Below are 24,817 nucleotides of genomic sequence, written 5' to 3'. Positions count from 1 at the left end.
TCTCTGAGGATCTGACTAGAAAGGGCTTAATGTTGAATTCAGCAGGCTATGTTAAGTAACTTAAGCAGTAAGTAAAATAACGACACCTCCCAAATTTTAAGTGGCTTTTTGATTTTGAAATCAGTCAAATTCGCTAAGTCGATAAATCAGCAATGATTTATTTCAACCGAGATCTGCAACAACAGTAAAATGAGGCAAATAAGCTAAAGTATCATCCATTTTTATATTTATGATTCCCAGTTAAAAGAAATCAACATATTTGTCATTAAACTTTCTGACTGTATATTTTAAAATCATCCAACAATAAGTTTATTCTAAATTTATAATACAAAAGGATAATGTCAATGAAAAAGCGTTTCTTAAGGCTCATCACAATCGCATGTGGTTTAGGCGTAGCTCCACTTGGATTTGCTGCAAATTGTTCAAGTACAATCAGCAATAATGCTGTGGTAAACTTAACTGTTCCAGCAGGTGCAACATGTACGTTAAATAGTACATCCGTTGAAGGGAACGTGAATGTACTCAATGGTGGAAGTTTGATTTTAAACAACTCTTCAGTGAGTGGAAATGTGCAAGCCAATACAGCCAAAGTATTAAAGTTGGTTAATTCTTCTGTTGAGGGAAATGTGCTTGCAGGTCAGGTTTCATCAACATTGAGCTTAAATAAATCAATGATTACAGGAAATTTACAATGTTCCACACTGACGAAACTACAAAGCAGTATGAGTAGTGTTGAAGGTAAAACTACAGGGAAGTGTCGTTAAAAATCAAAAATATCTGTAAAAAAGCACTCAATATAGAGTGCTTTTTGGACGCTTAAATTTTTTGAACAATGACTTAAGCTTCGATGGCTTGTACCGCAATTTTTTTCGCTGGATCAACTTTACGGCGTACCACTGGAACAGGTTCACCATAATATTGACGATCTGCAAAATAGCTAGAACGAACCATTGGTGCAGCCCAGATATTTCTGAAACCAAGCTTGTGACCATGTGCAGTATAACGTTCAAATTCTTCTGGTGTGACAAAACGGTCGATTGGTGCATGTTCTTTAGAAGGCTGCAAGTATTGACCGATTGTCACATAATCAACACCGTGTGCATGTAGATCATCTAACAGGGCAATCACTTCTTCTTCGGTTTCACCAATACCTACCATCAAACCACATTTTGTTGGCACGTCAGGGCAGTACTCTTTAAACATTTTTAACAAGTTTAAAGAATGTTGATAGTCTGAGCCTGGACGCATCGCTTTGTAGAGACGAGGTACTGTTTCAATGTTATGGTTAAATACATCTGGTGGACATTCAGTCATGATACGCAGTGCAATATCCATACGACCACGGAAATCTGGAACCAATATTTCTAATAGTGTTTTTGGACTGAGTTGACGTGCTTCTTGAATACAATCAACGAAATGTTGCGCACCACCATCTAAAAGATCATCACGGTCTACAGAGGTAATCACTGCATACTTTAAACCGAGATTGGCGATGGTTTCTGCCATATGACGAGGTTCATCTGGATCAAGTGCATTTGGACGACCATGTGCAACATCGCAGAACGGGCAGCGACGGGTACAAATATCACCCATGATCATAAAAGTTGCAGTACCACCACCAAAACATTCTGGAAGGTTAGGACAAGCCGCCTCTTCACACACAGTATGTAGTTTTTGTGCACGTAAAGTGGTTTTGATTCGTTGAACTTCATCAGGCGCAGCCATTTTGACACGAATCCAATCCGGCTTTCGTGGTGCTTCAACCGTCGGAATAACTTTTACAGGTATACGAGCAACTTTTTCCGCGCCACGTAATTTGACACCCTGTTCTGGTTTACGGTTCTCTGACATATTCAACTTTTCCACTGTTTTCTACGGGGGAGATTATGCTCATTATAGCGGAAATGCAAAAAGATAGGGCAAAAACACTATTCATATACTAAATGTCGTTATCACAGAATATATGCATGCGAAATACAGAAAATTGTTTTGGTTTAGGTCATAATATCGCATAAGACAAGATATAGACTGAATTTACTATAAGGAGCTTTGAATGCCACGTAAGAAAGAAGTCGTTAGTGGGAAATTTGTGAAATACGATGCGGTCGTACTTGGCTCTGGTCCTGCTGGTGAAGGCGCGGCAATGAAGCTTGCTAAATCGGGTAAGCGTGTTGCAATTGTAGATATTCGTGAGCAACTTGGTGGGAACTGTACCCATGTCGGCACCATCCCAAGTAAGGCTTTACGTCAGACAGTTTCAAGTATTATCCGTTACCAACGTGATCCAATGTTTAAAAAAGTAGGGGATTGGAAACAATTCACTATGAAGCAAGTTTTACGTAATGCGCATAAAGTGATTCAACAGCAAGTTGATACACATTCACGTTTTTATGACCGTAACCACATCGATGTATTTCACGGTCGCGCATATATCCAAGATAAAAACACGGTGATTATTTTTAGCGAAGATGGTGTTAAAGAAACTTTAGTTTTCAAACAGCTTGTGGTTGCCACAGGTAGCCGTCCTTATCACCCACAAGGTTTAGACTTTAATCATCCGCGTGTATTTGATTCAGATAAAATTTTAGATTTAGATTATCCAATTCATAAAATTATTATTTATGGTGCGGGTGTAATTGGTTGTGAATATGCATCTATCTTTATTGGTTTAGACCATAAAGTTGACTTGATCAATACACAGCATCAGCTGCTCAGTTATCTTGATGATGAAATTGCTGATGCATTGTCTTATCACTTACGTGAACAAGGCGTGTTGATGCGTCACAATGAGCAAATTGATCATTTAGAAACATTTGATGATCATGTAGTATTGTATTTGCAAAGCGGTAAAAAAATTAAAGCTGATGCCATTCTTTGGTGTAATGGTCGCTCAGGAAATACAGATGGTTTAGGTCTTGAAAATGTAGGTATTACACCAAATAGCCGTGGTCAACTTGCGGTAAATGACCAATATCAAACCGAAGTTGAAAATATCTATGCGGCAGGCGATGTTGTAGGTTGGCCATCACTTGCTTCTGCAGCATATGACCAAGGTCGTTGCGCTGGTTCAAATATGAGTGGCGAAGAAAATGTTAAACCAGTGAAAGATATTCCAACGGGGATTTACACTATTCCTGAAATTTCATTCTTTGGTAAAACTGAAAGCCAGTTAACTGCTGAAAAAATTCCATATGAGGTTGGACAAGCATCATTCCGTCATTTGGCACGTGCGCAAATTACCGGGGATACAGTCGGCGAGCTTAAACTGTTATTCCATCGTGACACCTTAGAATTATTAGGTGTGCATTGTTTCGGCAATAATGCGGCCGAAATTATCCATATTGGACAAGCGGTGATGCAAAGTGGAAACAATACCATTAAGTATTTTGTTGAAACGACATTTAACTATCCAACAATGGCAGAAGCCTATCGTGTTGCAACATTGAATGGTATGAATCGTTTGTTCTAAACAAATATTCAGAATTAAAAACCCGTAAGTCATCTTGCGGGTTTTTTTATGCCATATTTAAAAGATTTGATGTGTGAACTGCATAGTCTTAAATGGTTCAAAGGTTTATCATAGCGGCAGTTAAACTTGTGGATGACGCTATGAAAATTGTTGCAGATGAAAATCTAGCATTTACTGAATATTTCTTTTCAGAATTCGGAACCATTCATCAAGCAGCAGGACGCAATTTGACTCATCATGATGTGAATGATGCAGATGCGTTATTGGTACGCTCTATAACAAAAGTCAATGAACAGTTGATCCAAGATACAGCACTAAAATTTGTCGGTAGTGCAACCATAGGTACAGATCATCTAGATATTCCAGCATTAGAAAAGCATCAAATTGCATGGTCAAATGCAGCAGGTTGCAATGCACAAGCCGTTGCAGAATATGTGATTACAGCTTTATTGCATCTCAATCAGGATTTTCTAGATTTAGGGAAAAAGTTTACTTTAGGCATTATTGGTCTAGGCAATGTGGGAACACGATTAGCATATATGGCTCAGTTGTTGGGCTGGAATGTAATTGGCTATGATCCCTTGGTACAACGAGAAAATGTTCAGCAAGTTGAATTTGACGCTTTATTAAAGAAAGCCGATGCGATCAGCATACATGTGCCTTTAACCCAAACAGGGCCGTTTGCAACACATCATTTAATCAATGCTAATGCATTGGCGCTAATGCAGCCAGAAACCATTTTAATTAATTCAGCGCGTGGTGCTGTTGTTGAAGAAGCAGCATTAATGGCAGATATCTTAAAAACACGTCGTAAAGTGGTGTTGGATGTTTTTGAACATGAGCCTGAGATTTCACAACGTCTACTGGATTTAATTACAATCGTGACGCCACATATTGCAGGTTACAGTCTGGAAGGTAAAGCACGTGGTACTCAGATGATTTATGACGCATTTTGTAAAACATTTGCCTATACCGCACATAAGAAATTTGAATCACAATTACCAGCATGTGAACAATATTTTTATGGCAATAACATTAAACAAACGTTAAAAAAATACTTAGCTGAAATTTACAATATTCAGCGAGATGATGAAAATTTAAGAGATTGCTTAAAGGACGGCAAGGTGGATCAAAAAGCCTTTGATTACCTTCGTAAAACTTATCCTTTGCGCCGTGAATGGGCTGCTCATGGAGGGCCAAAAGCATGAGCATAGATTTTAAACCAACATGTGATATTCAGGCGCTTAAAGCACGAGCAAAACTCTATAGACAAATTCGCCAATTTTTTATTGAGCGTGATGTTTTAGAGGTTGAAACTCCGATCTTGTCTCAAGCGGGTGTAACTGATGTCCATCTGGCTTCTGTACAGGCTCAGCGTCATGTACATGGCAAAAAACAAACGCATTATTTACAAACTTCACCAGAGTTTGCCATGAAGCGTTTATTGGCGAGTGGCAGTGGTGCGATTTATCAAATTTGTAAAGTTTTTCGAGATGATGAACATGGGCGTAAGCACAATAGTGAATTTACCATGTTGGAATGGTATCGTCCGCAATTCAGCTTGAAAGATTTGATGCTAGAAGTCACTGATTTATTAAATGTGGTTTTGGCTGAACGTTTTGGTGAAGTTCGACCAACCGTACTCAGTTATAAACATGCATTTATCGATCGTTTGGACTTGAATCCACTGCAAGCAACATTGCAACAATTAAAAGATGCAGCACAGCGTGTGGGGTTCAATCTTGATTTGGGTGATGATCGTTTAGCCTATATTGATTTGTTATTTTCTCATATGGTTGAGCCAAGTTTAGGTTTTGATACGCCGGTATTTTTAACTGATTTCCCCCCAGAATTGGCCTCGTTGGCAAAGACCAAACTGGATGAGGACGGTGAGTTAGTTGCTGCACGTTTTGAGCTCTATATTGAAGGGTTAGAACTTGCCAATGCCTATGATGAGTTAATTGATGCTGAGGTTTTGCGTAGTCGTTTTCAAGCAGATAATGCAGAGCGTGAAAAGCTGGGCTTATATGTGATGCCAATCGATGAGTATTTGCTCGCTGCTTTACCGAATATGTCGGAATGTGCGGGTATTGCTTTGGGAGTTGATCGTTTGTTAATGGTGGTGATGAACCAAATCAAGTTGGAAAGGGTGATTACATTTCCTGCGGATGTGTCTTGATATAAAGTTGTTTTGGACTATAGGCTGGTATTTATGAATGCTATGGTTAACGAATGCTTGGATATTATTTAATAGAAAAAACTATGTATAAAACGCCTCTCATTGCTGAGAGGCATTTTTTTAAACCGTATGATGATGATGACCTAACTCATGCTTTAAATGAGCAATCGCTTCAATACGTTTTTGAATTAACATTTCACCAATATCAGGACCTTGAATATCCGAGGGCAAATCCGATGCTTTAATCGTCCGTACGGTTTTCATTGCATCTAATAGGTAATGTGCTTGGGGGTATTCGCGATTTTCTAAGCCTAAACGGCCTTTAGCATCACATTCACAAGCTTGTGCAAAAGCTTCAACGCGTTCAGGGCGACGCAACACATCTAAACGCTGTAACAAACGCCATAAAGTGCCTGCTTTTAAGCTAAAAGCCTGATGGCATTTTAAGTGTTCTTTACATACTGCTAGAGCAAGCTGTTTCGTTTGAGTAGGCACTCGCAAACGATCACATACATCTGTGACAGGCTGAATCCCGCGTTCTTCATGCATGATATGACGAGGTAATTCATCTTTTGGGGTTAAAGCTTTACCTAAATCATGTACTAGTACAGCAAAACGCACATCTAAAGAGTAATTTGCTTTACATGCTTGCTGTAAAGACATCAATGTATGAATACCACAATCAATCTCAGGATGATATTCAGGTCGTTGTGGAACGCCAAACAGGGCATCTATTTCAGGAAAGAGCACTTTTAATGCACCACATTCACGTAAGACTTCAAAGTAAACATCTGCATGCTGTTCCATTAAAGCACGAGAGGTTTCTTTCCATACGCGTTCAGGTGTCAGTGCTTCTAATTCGCCAGATTCAACCAGTTTGCGCATCAATGTAAGTGTTTCATCGGCAATACGAAAACCATATTGTGCATAACGAGCAGCAAAACGAGCCACACGTAGTACACGTAAAGGATCTTCTGCAAAAGAGTCTGAAACGTGGCGTAAGATTTTATGTGCTAAATCATCTTGACCATGATAAGGATCATACACTTGACCTGCCTCATCCATCGCCATAGCATTTATGGTTAAGTCACGACGAATTAAATCCTCTTCCAATGTGACATCTGGATCGGTATAAAACTCAAATCCATGATAACCATGTCCCGATTTACGTTCAGTACGGGCGAGAGCGTATTCTTCTTTTGTTTTAGGATGTAAAAACACAGGGAAATCTTTCCCAACGGGTTGATAACCTTGGGCTAGAAGTTGTTCTGGCGTAGCGCCAACAACAACATAATCCTTTTCGTGATAGGGGTGACCGAGTAAATGATCTCTAACGGCACCGCCTACTAAATAAACTTGCATGAAAAAACCTCTATTCTTACTGCCATCATGCAACAGAATAGAGGTTTTCTCAAGTACAGAACTTGAGTGATTGACTAAAGTTCTGAGCTATTGATGTTAAATTGACAATAAGGCTTAGCCTTCAGCTTGTTGAATCTCAGCAACAGTTAAAGCTGTCATATTAACCAAACGACGTGTTGTCGCCGTAGGTGTTAAAATATGAACAGGTTTAGCAGCACCAAGCAAGATAGGACCAATGGTCACATTGTTGCCTGAAGTTGATTTTAATAAGTTGAATGAAATATTTGCCGCATCAAGATTTGGCATAATCAACAAATTCGCTGAACCTTTGAAGCGTGAATTTGGAAATGCAAAATGACGAATATTTTCATCAAGTGCAGCATCTGCGTGCATTTCGCCATCTACTTCTAATTCAGGTGCGATTTCAGTCAAGATTTCAAATACTTTACGCATTTTTTGTGCACTTGGATCATTTTGATCTGAACCAAAGCTAGAGTGCGAAAGTAATGCAACTTTTGGCGTCATCCCGAAACGACGAACTTCTTCAGCAGCTAAAATAGTCATTTCAGCAAGCTGTTCAGCAGTAGGATTGGTATTTACATAAGTGTCTGCCATAAAGATATTACGATCTTCAAGCATTAATGCATTAAGCGTAAAGAAGTTGTTACGACCTTCTTTTAAACCAATCACATTTCTAACAAAGTCTAAATGAATATCATAACTTGCATAAGTACCACATAGCATACCATCGGCAAGACCGTGACGAACCAACATAGCTGCGATCAGGGTAGAACGACGACGTGTTTCACGTTGTGCATACTCAGGCGTTACACCTTTACGTTGCATCAAGTTGTAATAGTCATCTGCAAACTTATCGTAATCAGGATTCTTTTCTTGATCCACGATGGTAATATTTACGCCGTGCTCAAGACGCAAACCTAATTTTTTGATATTTGCTTCAATGACTGCAGTACGACCGACCAAAATAGGTTGTGCTAAACCTTCATCTACTGCGATTTGGATCGCACGTAATACACGAAGATCTTCACCTTCAGCATACGCAATACGTTTAGGCGCTGTTTTCGCTTGTGCAAAAATTGGTTTCATCATCAATGCTGAATTATAAACAAATTCAGATAGACGTTGACGATAAGCAGAGAAATCCGCAATTGGGCGACTTGCAACACCTGAATCCATTGCAGCTTGTGCAACAGCAGGGGCAATTTCAAGAATTAAGCGTTGATCAAGAGGACGCGGAATTAAGTAATCACGACCAAATGATGCAGATTTTTCCCCATATGATGCAGCATCAGCTTCAACATGTGCCATACGAGCAATCGCATGTACACAGGCAATTTTCATTTCTTCATTAATCGTCGTAGCACCAACATCTAAGGCGCCACGGAAGATATAAGGGAAGCAAAGTGCATTGTTTACTTGGTTCGGATAATCTGAACGACCAGTTGCCATAATCACGTCTGGGCGTACTTCATGTGCATGTTCAGGTAAAATCTCTGGATCTGGGTTTGCCAGCGCAAAGATGATTGGATCAACTGCCATCACTTTAACCATTTCTTTGGTTAAAATACCTGCCGCAGAAAGACCAAGGAACATATCTGCACCCGCAATGACATCTGCAAGTTGAGTTCCTTCAATATCTTGTACATAACGTTTTTTAGACTCATCCAAGCCTTCACGTTTAGTGGTCAATAAACCACGTGAGTCAGCAACCACGATATTTTCTTTTTTAGCGCCAATTGCACACAGCAAGTCTAAACAAGAAAGCGCTGCAGCACCTGCACCCGAAGCAACAATCTTGATTTCATCAATTTTTTTGCCATTTAATTGTAAAGCATTGAGAAGAGCTGAGCCTACAATAATTGAGGTACCGTGTTGGTCATCATGAAACACAGGGATCTTCATGCGTTCACGAAGTTTTTGCTCAATATAAAAACATTCTGGTGCTTTAATATCTTCGAGGTTAATACCACCAAAAGTAGGTTCTAAAGCTGCAACGATATCAACAATTTTATCTGGATCATTTTCAGCAATTTCAATATCAAAAACGTCTACACCAGCAAACTTTTTAAATAATACGCCTTTACCTTCCATTACAGGCTTAGATGCTAATGGACCAATATTACCTAGACCTAAAACGGCTGTACCATTACTGACCACTGCAACCAAGTTACCACGAGCAGTATAAAGGGCTGCTTTTGAAGGGTCTTTTTCAATTTCTAAACAAGGCGCTGCTACACCTGGCGAGTAAGCAAGCGCAAGGTCATGTTGATTGACGAGTTGCTTACTTGGTGTAACGCTAATTTTTCCTGGTGTTGGAAATTCGTGATAGTAAAGGGCTTGCTGTTTTAAAGATTGATCATCCATCTGAATCTCGATTATTACATGTTCCAGCGAGGCTGGTGGTTTGACTTAATTTAATCGAATATAACATTTGTTGAGCGATACCGACAGTCAAAAAATAGTTATTTCAAACAAAGTAATAGATATAAAGTCTAAAAAAATTAACAAATCTTTATAAGTTTATGCTGTTCCAAATATTTTGTGCTGTCTGCCGATGACAATGCTTTAGAAAAATAAAAGCCTTGTAAAATGTAACAACCATGTTTTTCTAAAAATAACGCTTGTTCTTTTGTTTCAACACCTTCAGCCACCAAGGTAATACCAATTGCATTGCCCATTGCAATAATCGCATTGACGATGGCTTCATCTTTTTCTTGTCCGATTTTTGAAATAAAAGCTCGATCTATTTTTAAAATATCAAAAGGGTAACTGGTTAGATATGCTAAAGATGAATAACCAGTCCCAAAATCATCCAAAGAAATAGAAATATGGCGATCTTTTAATTGTTGTAAGAGAAAATTGACTTCTTCAGATTTATCAAATAGAGATGATTCAGTGAGTTCCAATTCAAGCATATCCCCCGAAATGTTATATTTTTTGAGGGCGTAATCAATATCTTTAACCAACTGACCACGGTAGATTTGTTGAGCAACAATATTAATCGATACTCTAAAATGATCAAAACCGAGCGATTGCCATTGCTGTATTTGTTGACAAGTTTCATGTAATACAATTAAGCCAATATCTGAAATGAGGCTAGTTTCTTCAGCAAGTGGAATGAAAATATCTGGCAAGATATAACCCAAACTTGGATGTTGCCAGCGCACTAATGCTTCGAAACCATAAATACGGTGGGTTTTAACACAAATTTTAGGTTGATAATGTACGGTTAGTTCTTTGTGTTTAATCGCTTTTCTCAACTCATTTTCTAAATTAATACCTTGGTTGAGTAGAGGTGTTTTTTTATTAGAATAAAAATATACAGTATTTCCACCTAAACGCTTTGCTTCATGTAATGCTGATTCTGCGTGGCCAATGAGACTATCGAGTTGTAAACCATGCTCTGGATATAATGCAACGCCAATTGAGATCGTAATGGTTTGTTCTTGTTCTTTAACATCAAAAGGTTGTTTAAATGCATCTAAAATATGTTGGGTATGTTGATGAATATTAATGTTATTACTACTTAAATTATAGATCACAGCAAAATCATCATTATTTAAATAGGCAATGAGAGAGGCATTTGGGCAACATAATCTTAACCTGTGAGCGACTTGTTTTAATAACTCATCACCTTCTTTATGACTCATAAATTCATTAAATAATTTAAAACGGTCGATGTTGATGCGTAAAACCGCAAAGTTTTTAAATGAATCAGAATAGTGAATTAAATAATTATGCAGTTGTTGTTTAAAATAAAAGCGATTTGGCAAATCGGTGAGAATGTCATAATGTTCTAAATACGAGAGTCGTTGTTCTTGTTTTTTTCGATCAGTTAAGTCAGTAATAATGCCCACATAATTGGAAAATTTATTTTTTTCATCATAAATTGCGTTGATATGTACCCAAAGTGCGAGTTTTTTCCCAGAGGTAAAATCAATTTGCAATTCAGATTCAAATTCTCCCTTTTGAATTAAACTTTGGGTAATCACATTATACATTTGCTGAGTACGTGGGTTATTATTGATCGTAATATCAAATAGATGATTTCCAACGATATTGTGTTGTTTGTAATCTAAGAGTTTTTCAAAATAAGGGTTTACTTCTAAGTAGCATAAATTATTATCTAAAATGAAAACACCTTCAGCCACTTGGGCTAAAACATTTGCTGCGAGTTTTAACTTTTCTTGGTCAGTCTTTTCTTTTTGAATGTCACGTTGGATACCCACCATTCTGAGCGGTTTGTTATTGATATTCTTAGAAACCACTTTGCCAATGTCTTGAATCCAACACCAGTGATTATCTCGTTTAACTCGGTAGATTGCTTCAAAACGCTCAGTTTTACCTTTGAGATGGTGCTTGAGAGTTGTTTTATAATTAGCAATATCATCAGGATGAACATATTCATCTACACTATTGTGTTTTAGATTGAGTTGTTTAAATTCGGCACCGCTTTTTGAGTCAGAGATCTCAAAAGTTCGTTTTTCAATATTCCAGACCCAAGAGTGAATACCGGCAGTTTCATGTGCAAAAGCTAAATTGGCCTGATGATTCTCTAAACGGTCGTTCATCTGTTTAAAATCAAAAGTCCGTTCTTTAACTTTTTGTTCTAATAAATGATTATGTAGTTGCAATTCACTTTTCATGACCTGTGTTTTTAAGATTTCATTTTTAAGTTGTATTTCAAGGTCTGTATATTTTCCAAGCTGTTCTTGCGATTGCTTAAATAAAAACTTATTTTTGAGTTCTAATATTTCTGCATTAATATAAATTTTATGTGAGGCATAAGTACTAAAGAATAGTAAAGAAAACCAAATAATGAAAATGGTACTATAGATTTCGTTGGTATTTTGAGGGAAAAGCAGGGGGATTGTCAGTATTGGGATTACAGAGGGAACAAATAAGGCAATAAAATAACTAAATTTTTGGTTTAGAAAATTCATTGCCAAAACATATGAAAAACTTAATAAAAAACTGGATAAAAGAAATGAAAAAAATGGGTCAACCCGATTTGGCATCATCATAAATTCTAAATTGATGATATAAACGCCAATCCCAAATAAACTTCCTAAAATTAAACACGAAAACTGAAAAAAAAGATCAATATTTTTAAATTTTTGAATTTTATTTTGCTGTAAGAGATAGGTGGAGAAAAAACATGCTGATAATACAAATAAGACAGTGACAATAAACCAACTGCTTAATAGCTCTGAAGACGTATCAAATAAGTAAATATAAAGTAAAGCGTCACAGATGCACGTAAAAAATACCCAAATAAAAAATATCCGGATATCTTTGGTTATCTTTCTGATGTTCGAAGAATTCACATCATATGAAAGAAGCTCTTCCTGAACATCATTCATTAGCGCTTGCACCTCTGCTATTTTTAGAATGTGTAGGTTTAACGGAGCAACTATTTAAAATTTGCTAATTAATAGTTTCTTTGGGATTAAAATACTGTGAAATCATCCAATTTGCAATTATTTTACATGACATACATCACTTATTAAAGCTTTGATAATTCAAAATTGACAAAGCAACGACAGGGGCAGTTTCAGTTCTTAAAATACGTTCACCAATGCACCAATTTTTAAATCCAGATTGGTTTGCCTGATCAATTTCAGTTTCATTTAAACCGCCTTCAGGGCCGATCAAAAGGGCAATATTTGGACTAATTCCTTTGAGTACATCAGTCTGCTCTTTTTCAGGTGCAAGGACAAATCTAGTCTCGGGCAATTCAGTTTTTATCCACTCATTTAGGCTGATAGGCGCTAAAATCTCTGGAACAATATTCATACCACACTGTTCACAAGCTGCAATCGCTATACCTTGCCAATGATCTAACTTCTTTTGATCTCGATCATATTTTAAGCGCATTTCACAGCGTTCTGACGTCAGTAATTGAATTTGAAATACACCCAATTCAACAGCTTTTTGAATCGCATAATCCATACGATCTCCCTTACTCATTACTTGTCCGAGAAGCGCTGTAAAAGCAGGGGTACGATTGTTTGGATTAAACGAAATGACTTTAACAGCGGCCGATTTTTTGGCGACCTCTGTTAAAGTCACTTCATATTCGCCACCTTGTCCATTGAACAAGGTGGCTATTTCACCGACTTGTGCACGCAATACTTTGACCCAATGATGAAATACTGTTTCAGTGAGTTCAACCGTAGTTTCGACAGCTAAATCAGTTTCAATATAAAAGCGGGGCATGCAGTTTTACTCACAAGTGGATGATGCAATTTTGATTTAAGCTAAACCGAGATCAAGTACCAATTGGCGGTTTGGCTCAGTATGATTCATGCTATAGAAATGCAAACTTGGTGCACCTCCGGCAATAAGGCGTTCACACAGTTTGATTACAACTTCATGGCCAAAGGCTTTGATACTTTCAGAATCATCACCATAGGTCGCCAGTTGCTTACGAATCCAGCGTGGAATTTCTGCACCTGTACCATCTGCAAAGCGGATTAAATTGTTTGCATTGGTAATTGGCATAATGCCAGGCGCAACAGGAATATCGATTCCTTGCTTTTGGATACGCTCTACAAAATAGAAATAGGCATCTGGATTAAAGAAAAATTGAGTGATGGCTGCATTTGCACCTGCTTTGACTTTTTCAGCAAAGTGCTTGATGTCTGCATCAAAGTTGTCAGCTTGTGGGTGCATTTCAGGATATGCTGCAACTTCAATTTTAAAATGATCACCTGAGTATTCACGAATAAAACGGACCAAATCAGTCGCATAAGGAAGCTCACCTAGGCCGACTTGACCAGAAGGTAAGTCACCTCGAAGCGCAACAATACGATCAATTCCTTGAGCCTTATAGATATCGAGTAATTCAGCAATACGTACTTTATCATCACCAATACATGAAAGGTGAGGGGCAACAGGTGTGCCTTTACCATTAAAGTCAGCAATTGCGGCTAGTGTACGCTCACGAGTAGAACCACCAGCCCCATAAGTAATCGAGAAAAACTCTGGATTTAAAAGCTGTAATTCTTGATGAACAAGCTTAAGTTTTTCCGCCCCTGCATCAGTTTTGGTCGGGAAAAACTCAAACGAAATTGGAACACGTTTGGTCATGGTTAAATCCTTTTTTATTCATACTTTTTTAATTTGTTTTAGCCTCTCCTAAGTCCTTTCTTAAAAAAGAGAGGACTTAGCTTTTAATTCATTAATCAGTAAATGAATATTGCTTCTCCCTTAGGGAGAAAGCTAGGGAGAGGGGATTAAAACTTAGTACTTATAAGCCTCAGATTTAAATGGACCTTCAACTGCAACGCCCAAGTAATCTGCTTGAACTTGAGTCAATTGCGTCAATACACCACCAAAACCAGCAACCATTGCTGCAGCAACTTCTTCATCTAACTTCTTAGGAATCAGTTCAACACGGATCTGTGCTGCTTTTTGATCTTCTGGAAGATCAGCAAATTTTTCTGCGAATAAGTGCATTTGACCTAATACTTGGTTTGCAAAAGAACCATCCATCACTCGCGAAGGGTGACCAGTTGCATTACCAAGGTTAACTAAACGACCTTCTGAAAGAAGAATCAGATAATCATTTTCATTTTCTGTACGATACACTTGGTGTACTTGAGGCTTAACTTCAACCCACTTATAACCACGTAAATAGTTTGTATCGATTTCAGTATCAAAGTGTCCGATATTACATACAACTGAACCAGCTTTTAATGTATCTAACATTGCAGAATCACATACGTGATAGTTACCCGTAGTCGTCACGATCAAGTCAGTATTTTGAAGAAGGTCTAGATTGATATCTTCTTTTTTACCTGTTTGTACACCATTTTTATATGGAGAAACAACTTCATAACCGTCCATACATGCTTGCATTGCACAGATTGGATCAATTTCAGTTACACGGACAATCATACCTTCTTGGCGAAGTGATTGAGCAGAACCTTTACCGACATCACCATAACCAATCACAAGCGCACGGCGACCAGATAACAACATATCTGTACCACGTTTGATTGCGTCATTTAATGAATGACGGCAACCATATTTATTGTCATTTTTAGATTTCGTGATCGAATCATTCACGTTAATTGCAGGAACTTTTAAAGTACCATCACGAAACATTTCGTTTAAGCGTTGAACACCTGTTGTGGTTTCTTCTGTAATACCGTGGATTTTAGCAATAAGTTCAGGGTATTTTTCATGAACAACAGCAGTTAAATCACCACCATCATCAAGAATCATGTTGGCATCCCAAGGCGTGCCATTAACATTGATTTGTTGTTCAAGACACCACATGTATTCTTCTTCAGTTTCACCTTTCCAGGCGAATACTGGAACACCAGATGCTGCAATTGCTGCTGCTGCATGGTCTTGAGTTGAGAAGATGTTACATGAAGTCCAACGTACTTCCGCGCCTAATTCAACCAGTGTTTCAATTAAAACAGCAGTTTGAATGGTCATATGAATACAACCAAGAATTTTTGCACCAGCAAGTGGTTTTGCTGCTGAATAGCGTTTACGTAAGCCCATCAATGCTGGCATTTCTGCTTCAGCTAGTTTGATTTCTTTACGACCGTAGTCAGCTAGGGAAATATCTGCAACTTTATAATCTGTAAATGAAGCATTAACCGCGTTCATCACGATCTCCTTTATATTAAAAAAATATTGATCATTCAGTTCGCGGATGCCGTTGTTGACCAGCACGAAAGTCTGACCGAATCGTCGAGCCTAGCGATTTCACATTTATGTGCCTGTGAAAAAGTCGCAGCATCCCTCGACTGGCGACTATTGTACCTAGATTTTAATAGAGTTCAAATGTAGTTGGTTAATATTCAACTAAAAGATAGAATTGTTTTTAAATAGAGAATCTATGCAAAAATAAGATCCGTATTTATTGATCTATAAACAAAAATAAAATCAAGATGATGCTTTTTAATGGTTGCTAAGTCACTGAGGCATGTATCTGGGATTGCAGTATTTTTAACGATCAAAAGTACTTTGCTTTTTCTGTGAGGTGGTTTCGGTTTTGAAAAGTAAATATTGGGACAGTGAGTTTATGGATATTTTAAAAGTAATTGATCAGCATAGTTTTGCATTGAGGCAAGCCATTGAGCAGGCTTCTCTTGAACAGCGGAAAAGTTTAGTGAAAGCTATTTTTGCTTTTTATGAAAAATTACCAAACTTTCAATCTTCTATTGAACAAAATTATCAAATAAAAATTGATAAAAAACAATTGTTTCATGATATTGATCAAGAAAATTTAATTGGTTATCAAAAGAGAATTCGACAATCAAATGATTCTGTAGATGAATATGCCGATGATTATGAGGAATTAGAGGCCATTGAAGTGATTTCTTTGGATGCGTTTTTCTTGATGGTATCAAATCAAAACAAAAGCCAGTATTTAGTGGCTTTGTTTAATGCTATGATTGAAGTACTGGATTATTATGAGAATTTTTCAGAAAACTCAATCTATTGGAATGAAGTTTTAGAAAAAGAAATTCTTTTGCAAGAACAAATTATCAAACAGATTGCTACAAATATTATTTTTGATGAATCCATTTATTGTGTGCATTATCAAACAATAGAATTTCCTGATTTAGATTAACTGATTTGGATGAAATAGAATGAAAAAAATCGTATTGATCACATCGATTCTGACAGCGACATCTGCTTTTGCTAATGACTCTACGGGCTATGTGGGAACAGGGGGAATTGAGTACCTTAAAAATAAAAATATTGCAATGCAACGTGAAGACTTATTCATTAGTAAAAAATTAATTAAGGTTGATTATCAATTTAAAAACCTCAGTAATCAAGATATTACTGAAACTGTTTTATTCCCTTTACCACGCGTTGATAATACTTTTGAATCCGATTTTGCCCATACTGAGGAATTATTAAAAAGTTTTAAAATTCAGGTTAATGGAAAAGCGGTTCAACCGACAATGCATGTGCAGACATTTATACAAAGAGATGAAAAGTCTAAAGCAATTGATGTCACTGAGTTATTTAAGCAATGTGGCTTTTCACAAACTGAAATGTTAAATCCTTGGAATCGCAAAACTGATGAATATGGGATATTTGAAAAGAAACTAAAAGGCTGTTCAAACCCTAAAGTAAAAAGTATTTTGCCTAAAAATCCAGACGAAGTCATCAACTGGTCTTCACAAGTGGTTTATAGCTGGAAGCAAACTTTTAAAGCCAATTCAATTACACAGGTCAAACATCAATATAAACCTTTAGTGGGTGGTTCGGTTGCACTATATCCAGATGAATATAATCAACAATTTTGTATGGACAGTAATTTTAAGAAAGGCTTGAAAAAAGCACAGTCGGAACATTCGCCTTTTAATGCACTGAGTTATATTTTGACTACTGGGGCAAATTGGGCAAAACCGATCGAAAATTTTAAATTGATCATTGAACGTGATCCGGGAGAGTTGGTATCGTTTTGCTGGAAAGGTAAAGTCAATAAAATTAGTCCGACACAGTTCCAAATGGTTGAGAAAAACTTTGTACCTAAACAAGATTTAGATGTAATTTTTGTGCATTTAGGTAATTAAATTAGTGAATCAAATTTAAGCTCATTCTATAGTCAACATGTCAAAAAACTTAGACACAAGAATATAGTTTCTTTTAATAAATATTTTTAATTAAATCAATTGCATGGAAAAATAAATTATTTGATTATAAAAAAGTTTGCAATGCCACACCTTACATTCAAAGTTTAAATAGCTTTGCGTAGGCGATGCCTCACTTTTCAGAGATCAAAAGATGACAAAAATCTTTTGTTTAACAGGGCTCTTGCGCTGCAAACAAAGCAGTGCTTTATTTTTGCTCATATACCCCCGCCCAACGGCGACATCCATGTCGCCCCACGGTAGGATCACCATCTAGGATTCAAAAGTAAAAATGAATTGATAACCAACAGTTCTAAAAGTTCATACAAAAATATAAGCTTTATTTATGATCAATGACTTGATAGCAATCATTTGTATGAATAATTAGGTGGTTTGACTAATGTGGGCTGAAATTTATCAATTATACCGAAGTGTCTTCAGCTGACTTGGCTTTTTCAGCCCAAAAATCAGCTTTTTCTTCATCAACATCAACCCCCATCCCGTGTTCGTAAATACAAACAAGATCACGCATGGCTTGAACTTCACCCAGTTTTGCTGCTTGCTCAACCAATTCGACTGATTTCACCAGATCCTTTTCAACCACATCCCCACGGCGATAGAAATTGGATAACTCTAAAATCGCAGCAGGATGTTGATGTTTGACCGCTTGCTCTAACCAGCGGTGGGCATGTTCAAAATAAGCCTTGGCTTCTTTAGGATCTTCTTCAAGGATATCTTTTGCATAATAAGCATAGCCTTCACCTAACCAATACATGGCTTCAACATGGCCTAATTGTGCTGCTTTAAGAGCCCATTCTTCTGCAAGTTGATTGTTATCTTCATCTTCACTTTGCATATATATTTCAGCAAGTTCAAATTGTGCTGCTGGATTACCCATTGCAGCACGATTGAGTAGTTCTGAAGGGATTGAAAGTGGTTTAGACATAAAAATACCAACACTAAGCAATAAATTTGATAAAAAAAGCCAATCTAGAGATTGGCTTATGAGTATAACTGATTTTTTGAAACAGTTTAAATGAGTAGGATCACGCTGGTGACAAAGCTCATTCCCGCACAAAAGCAGGCAACAAATTTCACTTTTAAACTGTAATAGGTTAATAAGGCACCCACAAATAATGCTGAAAATGTCAGAATGCCAATCCAAAAACTGAGCATACTACTAAGCGGCCCTGATATTACGCAAATGATCAGTGAAATAAGCAGTAAAGTCCAACCTAAAATAGAAGCGAGTCGTGTTTGTTGAGCTGTTAACTCCTGTCCATACATCTGTTTTTGATGCTTTGACATTGCACTGGCAAGTGCAATAAAAGCCAAGCTAGACAAAGACCAAACCAGTAAGAAGAAAATCACGCTGAAATCTCCTTATTTGATGGTGCATTTCTAGATTTTTTGACAGGAAGTCCTTTGTGCTTTTTAACTTTATAAAATGACAAGAAAAATAAAATGGCGAGTACCCATGTCATTAAATCAAAAGAGGCAATCATCCATTGGTCATTGGCAATGCTGTTCCAAAATGCTTGACCACCCGTGGTAAAGTTGACAATAGGCAGTAGTGCAAAAGCAACACTAGCAAAAGCTAGAAGCTCAAGCCAAGCCTGACGGTGTGGACGAATCGCTGCATAAATTAACGTAGCTAACCATGCGATAAAGAAAGCACGAATTTCCCAATTTAAACGTGTTTCTATCTCAAATGGGATGAAACGATTGGCATAGAAATAACTTGCACATGCGATAGGTAGTCCAATCACAGCAGCAATATTCATCACTTCAACAAAACGATAACCAAATGATTTATAGCCTTGCTTTTGTTGTTGAGGTGCACGTTTGACACACCATAAAATAAGTCCAGTTGCAATCATTAAGGTACCAATTACGCCAGAGAAGAACAATAACCAGCGGAAGGTTAAATCAAGACCTCGAGCTTCATGCAATACAGTCACAACATTGTAAATTCCCATCGGGATAGATGCATTCTTTGTTTGAACAGTTTCATTGATGTCTTTACCAGTTACACCATCGAATTTCAAAATTGGGTAAACACCACGTTCTACCACACTTTTTGCATATAAAGCACGAAGTTCAATGGTGGCATTGGATGTATTTGGCGCAAGGATTTGAATAGAGGCAATTGGATTTTCTTTCCATTGTGCCTGAGCTGCTATAATAAGTGGTGTTAAGTTCGTAAGTGGTGCAGGATATCCTGCTTCTTGTTCATGTTGTTTGCCTCTTTCTCCTCGTGAGCGTTGTTCAGTGATGCCTCGAGCTTGGGATGTATTTGCAGATACTGAGCGATTTTCAACATTTCTATTGCGAGAATTATTTTGCTGAACTGCGCCTCCGCGCATTTCTTGAAAAAACTCTTGTCGATCTTTATAAACTTGGTTGATTCCCCAAGGCATAAACATAAACATCAGCAATAACAAACCACTGAATGTAATCATAATGTGAAAGGGTAGGGCAAAAACAGCTGTGGCATTGTGTGCATCTAACCAAGATCGTTGCCCTTTACCGGAACGGAAAGTAAAGAAATCTTTAAAAATTTTTTTATGGGTGATAATGCCACTAATAATTGCCACAAACATCAGCATAGTAGCCACACCGACGATCCAACGGGCCCAAATACGATCAAATCCATACAATTCAAAGTGAAAGCGATAGAGAAAGCCACCACCGCGCGTATCTCGAGCCTCAATGACTCGTCCAGTTGCACTGTCTAGGGTGATTCTTTCTCCACCACGACGTGCTTGTAGATCTTCACCTTTTTTGCGGATATTTAATTCAGTTGTGGTTTGTCTGGAGTTGGGTAATTGAATTGACCAACTACCTGCATCAGGATAATTTTTTTGTAAATAATTTAAAGCAACCTGCGTTTGCTGTACTTGAGAATCACTTGGAACAGATTGATGAATTTCAGGTTTCATCCAAGCAGTTATTTCAGACTGAAAGAAACTCAATGTTCCTGTCAAAAAAATTGCATAAAGTAACCAACCAAGAATTAAGCTTGCCCATGTATGTAACCATGACATGGATTGGCGTGGACCTTCAACTTTTGCATCTACGCGCATCTTAATTCCCCATCATTTTATAAATGACAAATAAAATGATACTTGGAACAAGTATGCCTAAGCTGGCTTTTAATGTCTTATTGACCATAAAAACCCAAATGAATGCGGCACAGTGAATACAGAAAGCAAGAAGTGTGGCGCTCATTGCAGCGGCAGCACGATAATCGGCAAATGTTTTTGCAATCACTATAGCGGACATGGATGCAAGCAGGTAACCACCAAGAATTGCCAGAGCAAAACGGTAGGCAATCATGACGCGATATTGTATGAGAGAGTGTGCGGATTTAGCTCGTGTTGATACAGTCGGAGTTGAAACAGATGCGTTTAGGACATCGAGTTCAGTCTGGCTATTCATAGGCAATCAAATAAGAAAGGTTAAAAATTAAGTAAATAATAACAATTATCATTTACTTTTTAAATACAAAAAATTAACTTCCACCAAAATAAAGCACTGGATTTAATTTAATTTTTATGTTCACACTTTTATACAAGTTAATTCTGAAGATATGTGTGAGAATTTTATAAGCTTTTTATGGCTATAAAAATTTTTTCGTGAGTATATTTTTGTGCATGTGCTTTCGAACATAAAGCATACAGCGTATTCCGATATTTATTTATATCTTGTAGTGATATCGTGGAAAACAATAATATGGAAATTTAATCATGTTTATTCATGCTGAAGACGCCAAACAATTGGCAGCCAATTCTAACTTAAATATAGAGCTATATAAATTTCGTTTAGCTCAAATGATTGAAGAAAATGCCAAGCAGGGCAATACTGCTGTTTTTACAGTTTTACCTAAACATCTAGCTTTAGAGGATATTCGGGGGCTTTCTTCTGAGTTAACTCAGTTGGGATACCATGTTCGCTTTGAAGTAGATGAGTTTTTTTATAGTTTTAATGTGTTTTGGAATTAACTCAGCAATACAGGCAACATGTTGGAGCATGGCCTATATTGAAGAATTTGATCGCATTAATTGTTTATGAATCTACCTTTTGGTATTCATTGATGACTTCGAGTGCAGCACGAAATGCTTCTTGTGTCGCTGGTGCGCCACAGTAAGGTAGGCTGTGTAATAATACTTCCTGAATTTCTTCAACTGTCGCGCCATTATTTAATGCGCCACGAATATGACCTTTAAGTTCGGTTGGGCTTTTTTGCGCAACTAAAAATGCAATGGTAATCAAAGAGCGGTATTTACGTGGTAAAACACCCTCACGTTGCCAAGTTGAACCCCATGCATGCTCATTGATCCAGTCTTGCAAAGGTCTTGTAAAAGGAACAGTGTTATCTTGAGCGCGTTTTACAAAACTTTCTCCCATCACTTCTGTACGGACTTTTAAGCCATTTTCATAATCTTGTTGAGACATTGCTTTTTTCCTCAGCTGTTATATTTTTAACACTATACCGAAATAACAAAATAACCCATTGGCAATATGTCTATGTTAAAAACAGCGATGGTGAATCGCTGTTTATGGTCAACGTTTTATATCCCCTTATCTCTTAAATGGCATTTGCCAAATAGATTTAAGTTGAGTGAAGATGAGGATTTTCTAATACCAATACCTGCTCTAATTTTTCATCAAAAATATCTGTGAGCATACTGTCATAACGCAGGGCATTATATTGGGTTAATTTTGTGGCTAAATCATCGCTGATTAAGCCACGAGTGATTGCATCCTGTATGCGCTCTTCAAATGTTAGCCCCTGATATTCACCTTTAGATTCCGCTTTTTTAAAGCTGTTCCAATCGTCTTCAACGGTTGAGAGTAGATTGAAGGTGGCTTCCATTCGGCCAAAAGCATCATTCGGATCAACAGTATAATAAACCTGCGTTTTTAAATAATCTCGGAATGGGTTATCTTGCATGAGCAGTTCTGCTGCTTCACTCTTTTGACGATCACTCGGTTTCTTGATCGGTCGACCAAATGGGAAACAAACAAATTTAACCAGACTTGATGCAATTTGAATCGGAAAATTACCAAATAAGCCATAAAATGCTTCTTGGGCATCATAAAGCGTTTCATCTAATGCAAGTTTGGCATGTACCTGTTCTTGCGTGGATCTTTGACCATTTTCATAAAATTTGAGTATGGCTGTCGCAATAAACATTTTGGAGTGAATGTCAGCTAATCGCCCTGAGAGCATTTCTTTACGTTTAATATCACCAGCTAATAGTCCAAGACACATATCTGCGGTTAGGGCAAAATCAGTACTGAAGCGATTGATGATTTTATAATAAGGTTGAGTAAAAGCATCTGATGAGTCAGGTCGTTGATTACTTGCCCCAAACCATCCATAAGTGAATGCACGAGCTCCACGGTTTAAAGTGTAGCCTAAATGTTGATATAACATGGTGTTAAATGTGTTTAAGGCAGAAGCTTTATCTGCAGCCTGTAACAATTGTAATTCCTCAAATAAATAAGGATGGCAACGCATTGAACCTTGACCAAAGATCATCAACGAACGGCTTAAGATATTTGCTCCTTCAACCGTTATCGAGATCGGAATAGCTTGATACATATTGGCAAGAAAGTTACGCGGACCTTGTTGAATACCACGACCACCTGTGATGTCCATACCATGATTGACGATTTTTCGCATCGTTTCAGTGGCGTAGTATTTTGCCATTGCGGTCATAACAGCGGGTTTGCCACCTTGATTTAAACCGCAAGTGACTAAATAGCGGAAAGCTTCAAGCATATAGGTATGGCTGACGATGTCACTGCTAACTTCTTGGACCCCTTCAAATTTACCGACTGATAATTTAAATTGTTGACGAATTTTAGCGAATGCACCTACAGATAAATACGTCATTTCACCTGCGGCTGTAGACAATGCAGGAAGGGAAATACCGCGTCCAACAGCCAGACATTCCATCAGCATACGCCAGCCATTCCCAGCATTTTTTGCGCCCCCAATAATCCAGTCAATCGGAATAAAGACGTCCTTACCTTCAACTGTGCCATTCATAAATGGAGAACCACCCGGATGGTGCCTAGGTCCAACTTCTACGCCTGCATGAGAGGCGGGTATAAGTGCACATGTAATACCATACTCAGTTTTAGTTTTATCTCCCAATAAGCCATCTGGGTCATACAGTTTGAAGGCCAGACCGACTACGGTTGCAACGGGTGCTAAGGTAATCCAGCGTTTTGAGAAATTCATAATTAAGCCAAGCACTTGTTGACCTTCGAACTCCCCATAACAAACTACCCCAGTGTCAGGAATCGCTCCAGCATCAGAACCCGCTTCAGGACTGGTTAGTCCAAAACAAGGAATTTCTTCACCCTTGGCTAAGCCGGGCAAATAACGATTTTTTTGTTCATCTGTACCATAATTCAGTAAAAGTTCACCCGGCCCTAATGAGTTAGGCACCATACAGGTTACGGCAGTGGTTAATGAGCGTGAAGCGATTTTGCTCATAATACGACTTTGTGCAAAAGAGCTAAATTCACGACCACCATAAGTTTTAGGGATGATAAGTCCAAAAAAGCCATTGTCTTTAATAAATTGCCATGTCTCTGCGTTCAGGTCTTTATTTTGATGAATTTCCCATTCATCTAGCAACTGACAGAGTTGTTCAACCTCATGATCTAAAAAAGATTGCTCTTCATTACTAAGCGTCGGGTAGGGGTAATTGTTAAATTTTTCCCAATCTGGCGCCCCCATAAATAATTCTTTTTCCCACCAACTGGTACCCGCATCCAATGCTTCACGTTCAGTGCTACTCATGCTTGGCATTGCATTGGCTAATGTTTTATAAGCTGGTTTAGTCAAAACTTGCATTCGCAGTGGCTCAATCAGTAAAACTAAACTGATAAGAATAAGCGGGAGACCAAGGATGAGAGACCATGGGCTGATCACTGCACTCAGAATCGCAATGACAATCGTGGTGATACTACCGATTGTCCGATCAAGTGCAAAAAAGAAAACGGCCCAGAGTGAGATGATTTGAATAAGTATTGCGATGAGTAATAGCATTAACATATTACCTCTACAGTTTTAATATTAATTTGGGGATCGGAAATACATCATTGAAGCTTATTTTTTCATTAATGATGTGATGAAAAATTAAACATGTA

The 24,817-nt window shown here is 37.7% G+C and carries 20 protein-coding genes; 7 read left to right on the top strand and 13 right to left on the bottom strand.

Going from position 1 to position 24,817, the window contains the following annotated elements; all coding sequences use genetic code 11:
• The first annotated feature begins 344 nt into the window (after positions 1–344).
• Entirely contained in the window at positions 345–764 is a 420-nt protein-coding gene (locus WFN33_RS04115; RefSeq protein WP_336951715.1) for a hypothetical protein, read from the top strand.
• Between the two features lie 73 nt (positions 765–837).
• Here WFN33_RS04115 and lipA read toward each other — a convergent pair whose 3' ends face one another.
• Positions 838–1,851, bottom strand: a complete 1,014-nt coding sequence (gene lipA, locus WFN33_RS04110) for a lipoyl synthase (protein WP_004717052.1) — start codon at positions 1,849–1,851, stop codon at positions 838–840.
• Between the two features lie 202 nt (positions 1,852–2,053).
• Here lipA and sthA point away from each other — a divergent pair, with 202 nt between their 5' ends.
• From sthA to epmA, 3 genes are all read left to right on the top strand, one after another.
• Entirely contained in the window at positions 2,054–3,469 is a 1,416-nt protein-coding gene (gene sthA, locus WFN33_RS04105) for a Si-specific NAD(P)(+) transhydrogenase (RefSeq protein WP_004717049.1), read from the top strand.
• 140 nt (positions 3,470–3,609) lie between these two features.
• Positions 3,610–4,677 (top strand): 4-phosphoerythronate dehydrogenase, encoded by a 1,068-nt coding sequence (locus WFN33_RS04100; protein WP_336951712.1) that lies wholly within the window; start codon positions 3,610–3,612, stop codon positions 4,675–4,677.
• Entirely contained in the window at positions 4,674–5,648 is a 975-nt protein-coding gene (gene epmA, locus WFN33_RS04095; RefSeq protein ID WP_336951710.1) for an EF-P lysine aminoacylase EpmA, read from the top strand. The genes WFN33_RS04100 and epmA overlap by 4 nt, the downstream gene beginning before the upstream one ends.
• A gap of 120 nt (positions 5,649–5,768) precedes the next feature.
• Here epmA and WFN33_RS04090 read toward each other — a convergent pair whose 3' ends face one another.
• The 6 genes from WFN33_RS04090 to ahcY form a co-directional block, all read right to left on the bottom strand.
• Positions 5,769–7,010 carry a multifunctional CCA addition/repair protein gene (locus WFN33_RS04090; RefSeq protein ID WP_336951708.1) on the bottom strand — a complete coding sequence of 414 codons (1,242 nt, stop codon included), beginning with the start codon at positions 7,008–7,010 and terminating at the stop codon, positions 5,769–5,771.
• Positions 7,011–7,124: 114 nt separating this feature from the next.
• Complete coding sequence (locus WFN33_RS04085; RefSeq protein ID WP_336951706.1) at positions 7,125–9,395, bottom strand: NADP-dependent malic enzyme; 2,271 nt, start codon at positions 9,393–9,395, stop codon at positions 7,125–7,127.
• Between the two features lie 137 nt (positions 9,396–9,532).
• Entirely contained in the window at positions 9,533–12,394 is a 2,862-nt protein-coding gene (locus WFN33_RS04080) for a sensor domain-containing protein (protein WP_336951704.1), read from the bottom strand.
• 136 nt (positions 12,395–12,530) lie between these two features.
• Entirely contained in the window at positions 12,531–13,250 is a 720-nt protein-coding gene (locus WFN33_RS04075; RefSeq protein ID WP_336951702.1) for a 16S rRNA (uracil(1498)-N(3))-methyltransferase, read from the bottom strand.
• Positions 13,251–13,286: 36 nt separating this feature from the next.
• Positions 13,287–14,123 (bottom strand): methylenetetrahydrofolate reductase [NAD(P)H], encoded by an 837-nt coding sequence (gene metF, locus WFN33_RS04070; RefSeq protein ID WP_336951701.1) that lies wholly within the window; start codon positions 14,121–14,123, stop codon positions 13,287–13,289.
• A gap of 153 nt (positions 14,124–14,276) precedes the next feature.
• Positions 14,277–15,659: an adenosylhomocysteinase gene (gene ahcY, locus WFN33_RS04065; protein ID WP_004717024.1), complete on the bottom strand. Its 1,383-nt coding sequence runs from the start codon at positions 15,657–15,659 to the stop codon at positions 14,277–14,279.
• Positions 15,660–16,077: 418 nt separating this feature from the next.
• Between ahcY and WFN33_RS04060 the strand changes: the two genes are divergently transcribed.
• Together WFN33_RS04060 and WFN33_RS04055 are read left to right on the top strand one after the other, a co-directional pair.
• A complete protein-coding gene (locus WFN33_RS04060; protein WP_336951698.1) occupies positions 16,078–16,629 on the top strand; it encodes a hypothetical protein in 552 nt (183 codons plus the stop codon).
• Positions 16,630–16,648: 19 nt separating this feature from the next.
• On the top strand, positions 16,649–17,587 hold the full coding sequence (locus WFN33_RS04055; RefSeq protein WP_336951697.1) for a DUF4424 family protein: 939 nt from the start codon (positions 16,649–16,651) through the stop codon (positions 17,585–17,587).
• Between the two features lie 478 nt (positions 17,588–18,065).
• Here WFN33_RS04055 and WFN33_RS04050 read toward each other — a convergent pair whose 3' ends face one another.
• The 4 genes from WFN33_RS04050 to WFN33_RS04035 all read right to left on the bottom strand — a co-directional run bounded on the left by WFN33_RS04050 (position 18,066) and on the right by WFN33_RS04035 (position 21,085).
• Entirely contained in the window at positions 18,066–18,590 is a 525-nt protein-coding gene (locus WFN33_RS04050) for a tetratricopeptide repeat protein (RefSeq protein WP_336951696.1), read from the bottom strand.
• Between the two features lie 86 nt (positions 18,591–18,676).
• Positions 18,677–19,015, bottom strand: coding sequence for a DUF3325 domain-containing protein (locus tag WFN33_RS04045; RefSeq protein WP_336951695.1), 339 nt, complete (start codon positions 19,013–19,015; stop codon positions 18,677–18,679).
• Positions 19,012–20,730, bottom strand: a complete 1,719-nt coding sequence (locus WFN33_RS04040; RefSeq protein ID WP_336951694.1) for a PepSY-associated TM helix domain-containing protein — start codon at positions 20,728–20,730, stop codon at positions 19,012–19,014. Before WFN33_RS04040 ends, WFN33_RS04045 begins: the two co-directional genes overlap by 4 nt.
• 1 nt (position 20,731) lies before the next feature.
• Positions 20,732–21,085, bottom strand: a complete 354-nt coding sequence (locus WFN33_RS04035) for a hypothetical protein (protein ID WP_336951692.1) — start codon at positions 21,083–21,085, stop codon at positions 20,732–20,734.
• A 308-nt stretch (positions 21,086–21,393) separates the two neighbouring features.
• Here WFN33_RS04035 and WFN33_RS04030 point away from each other — a divergent pair, with 308 nt between their 5' ends.
• A complete protein-coding gene (locus WFN33_RS04030; RefSeq protein WP_336951690.1) occupies positions 21,394–21,648 on the top strand; it encodes a hypothetical protein in 255 nt (84 codons plus the stop codon).
• A 64-nt stretch (positions 21,649–21,712) separates the two neighbouring features.
• Here WFN33_RS04030 and WFN33_RS04025 read toward each other — a convergent pair whose 3' ends face one another.
• Together WFN33_RS04025 and WFN33_RS04020 are read right to left on the bottom strand one after the other, a co-directional pair.
• Positions 21,713–22,102, bottom strand: coding sequence for a carboxymuconolactone decarboxylase family protein (locus WFN33_RS04025; RefSeq protein ID WP_336951688.1), 390 nt, complete (start codon positions 22,100–22,102; stop codon positions 21,713–21,715).
• A 157-nt stretch (positions 22,103–22,259) separates the two neighbouring features.
• Positions 22,260–24,716: an acyl-CoA dehydrogenase gene (locus WFN33_RS04020; RefSeq protein WP_336951686.1), complete on the bottom strand. Its 2,457-nt coding sequence runs from the start codon at positions 24,714–24,716 to the stop codon at positions 22,260–22,262.
• Positions 24,717–24,817 lie beyond the last annotated feature (101 nt).

It is taken from the genome of Acinetobacter sp. AS167, from assembly GCF_037152175.1.
Lineage (GTDB): Bacteria > Pseudomonadota > Gammaproteobacteria > Pseudomonadales > Moraxellaceae > Acinetobacter.
Note: the sequence above shows the minus strand (reverse complement) of the source record. Positions and strands in the feature narration are given on the sequence as shown.

Excerpts from the sequence above, each read along its gene's own strand:
- epmA (WP_336951710.1), top strand. The coding sequence starts at position 4,674 with ATGAGCATAGATTTTAAACCAACATGTGATATTCAGGCGCTTAAAGCA.
- WFN33_RS04080 (WP_336951704.1), bottom strand. The coding sequence starts at position 12,394 with ATGAATGATGTTCAGGAAGAGCTTCTTTCATATGATGTGAATTCTTCG.
- WFN33_RS04115 (WP_336951715.1), top strand. The coding sequence starts at position 345 with ATGAAAAAGCGTTTCTTAAGGCTCATCACAATCGCATGTGGTTTAGGC.
- WFN33_RS04050 (WP_336951696.1), bottom strand. The coding sequence starts at position 18,590 with ATGTCTAAACCACTTTCAATCCCTTCAGAACTACTCAATCGTGCTGCA.
- lipA (WP_004717052.1), bottom strand. The coding sequence starts at position 1,851 with ATGTCAGAGAACCGTAAACCAGAACAGGGTGTCAAATTACGTGGCGCG.
- WFN33_RS04030 (WP_336951690.1), top strand. The coding sequence starts at position 21,394 with ATGTTTATTCATGCTGAAGACGCCAAACAATTGGCAGCCAATTCTAAC.
- WFN33_RS04060 (WP_336951698.1), top strand. The coding sequence starts at position 16,078 with ATGGATATTTTAAAAGTAATTGATCAGCATAGTTTTGCATTGAGGCAA.
- WFN33_RS04090 (WP_336951708.1), bottom strand. The coding sequence starts at position 7,010 with ATGCAAGTTTATTTAGTAGGCGGTGCCGTTAGAGATCATTTACTCGGT.
- sthA (WP_004717049.1), top strand. The coding sequence starts at position 2,054 with ATGCCACGTAAGAAAGAAGTCGTTAGTGGGAAATTTGTGAAATACGAT.
- WFN33_RS04040 (WP_336951694.1), bottom strand. The coding sequence starts at position 20,730 with ATGCGCGTAGATGCAAAAGTTGAAGGTCCACGCCAATCCATGTCATGG.
- WFN33_RS04085 (WP_336951706.1), bottom strand. The coding sequence starts at position 9,395 with ATGGATGATCAATCTTTAAAACAGCAAGCCCTTTACTATCACGAATTT.
- WFN33_RS04035 (WP_336951692.1), bottom strand. The coding sequence starts at position 21,085 with ATGAATAGCCAGACTGAACTCGATGTCCTAAACGCATCTGTTTCAACT.
- WFN33_RS04075 (WP_336951702.1), bottom strand. The coding sequence starts at position 13,250 with ATGCCCCGCTTTTATATTGAAACTGATTTAGCTGTCGAAACTACGGTT.
- metF (WP_336951701.1), bottom strand. The coding sequence starts at position 14,123 with ATGACCAAACGTGTTCCAATTTCGTTTGAGTTTTTCCCGACCAAAACT.
- WFN33_RS04100 (WP_336951712.1), top strand. The coding sequence starts at position 3,610 with ATGAAAATTGTTGCAGATGAAAATCTAGCATTTACTGAATATTTCTTT.
- ahcY (WP_004717024.1), bottom strand. The coding sequence starts at position 15,659 with ATGAACGCGGTTAATGCTTCATTTACAGATTATAAAGTTGCAGATATT.
- WFN33_RS04020 (WP_336951686.1), bottom strand. The coding sequence starts at position 24,716 with ATGCTATTACTCATCGCAATACTTATTCAAATCATCTCACTCTGGGCC.
- WFN33_RS04055 (WP_336951697.1), top strand. The coding sequence starts at position 16,649 with ATGAAAAAAATCGTATTGATCACATCGATTCTGACAGCGACATCTGCT.
- WFN33_RS04025 (WP_336951688.1), bottom strand. The coding sequence starts at position 22,102 with ATGTCTCAACAAGATTATGAAAATGGCTTAAAAGTCCGTACAGAAGTG.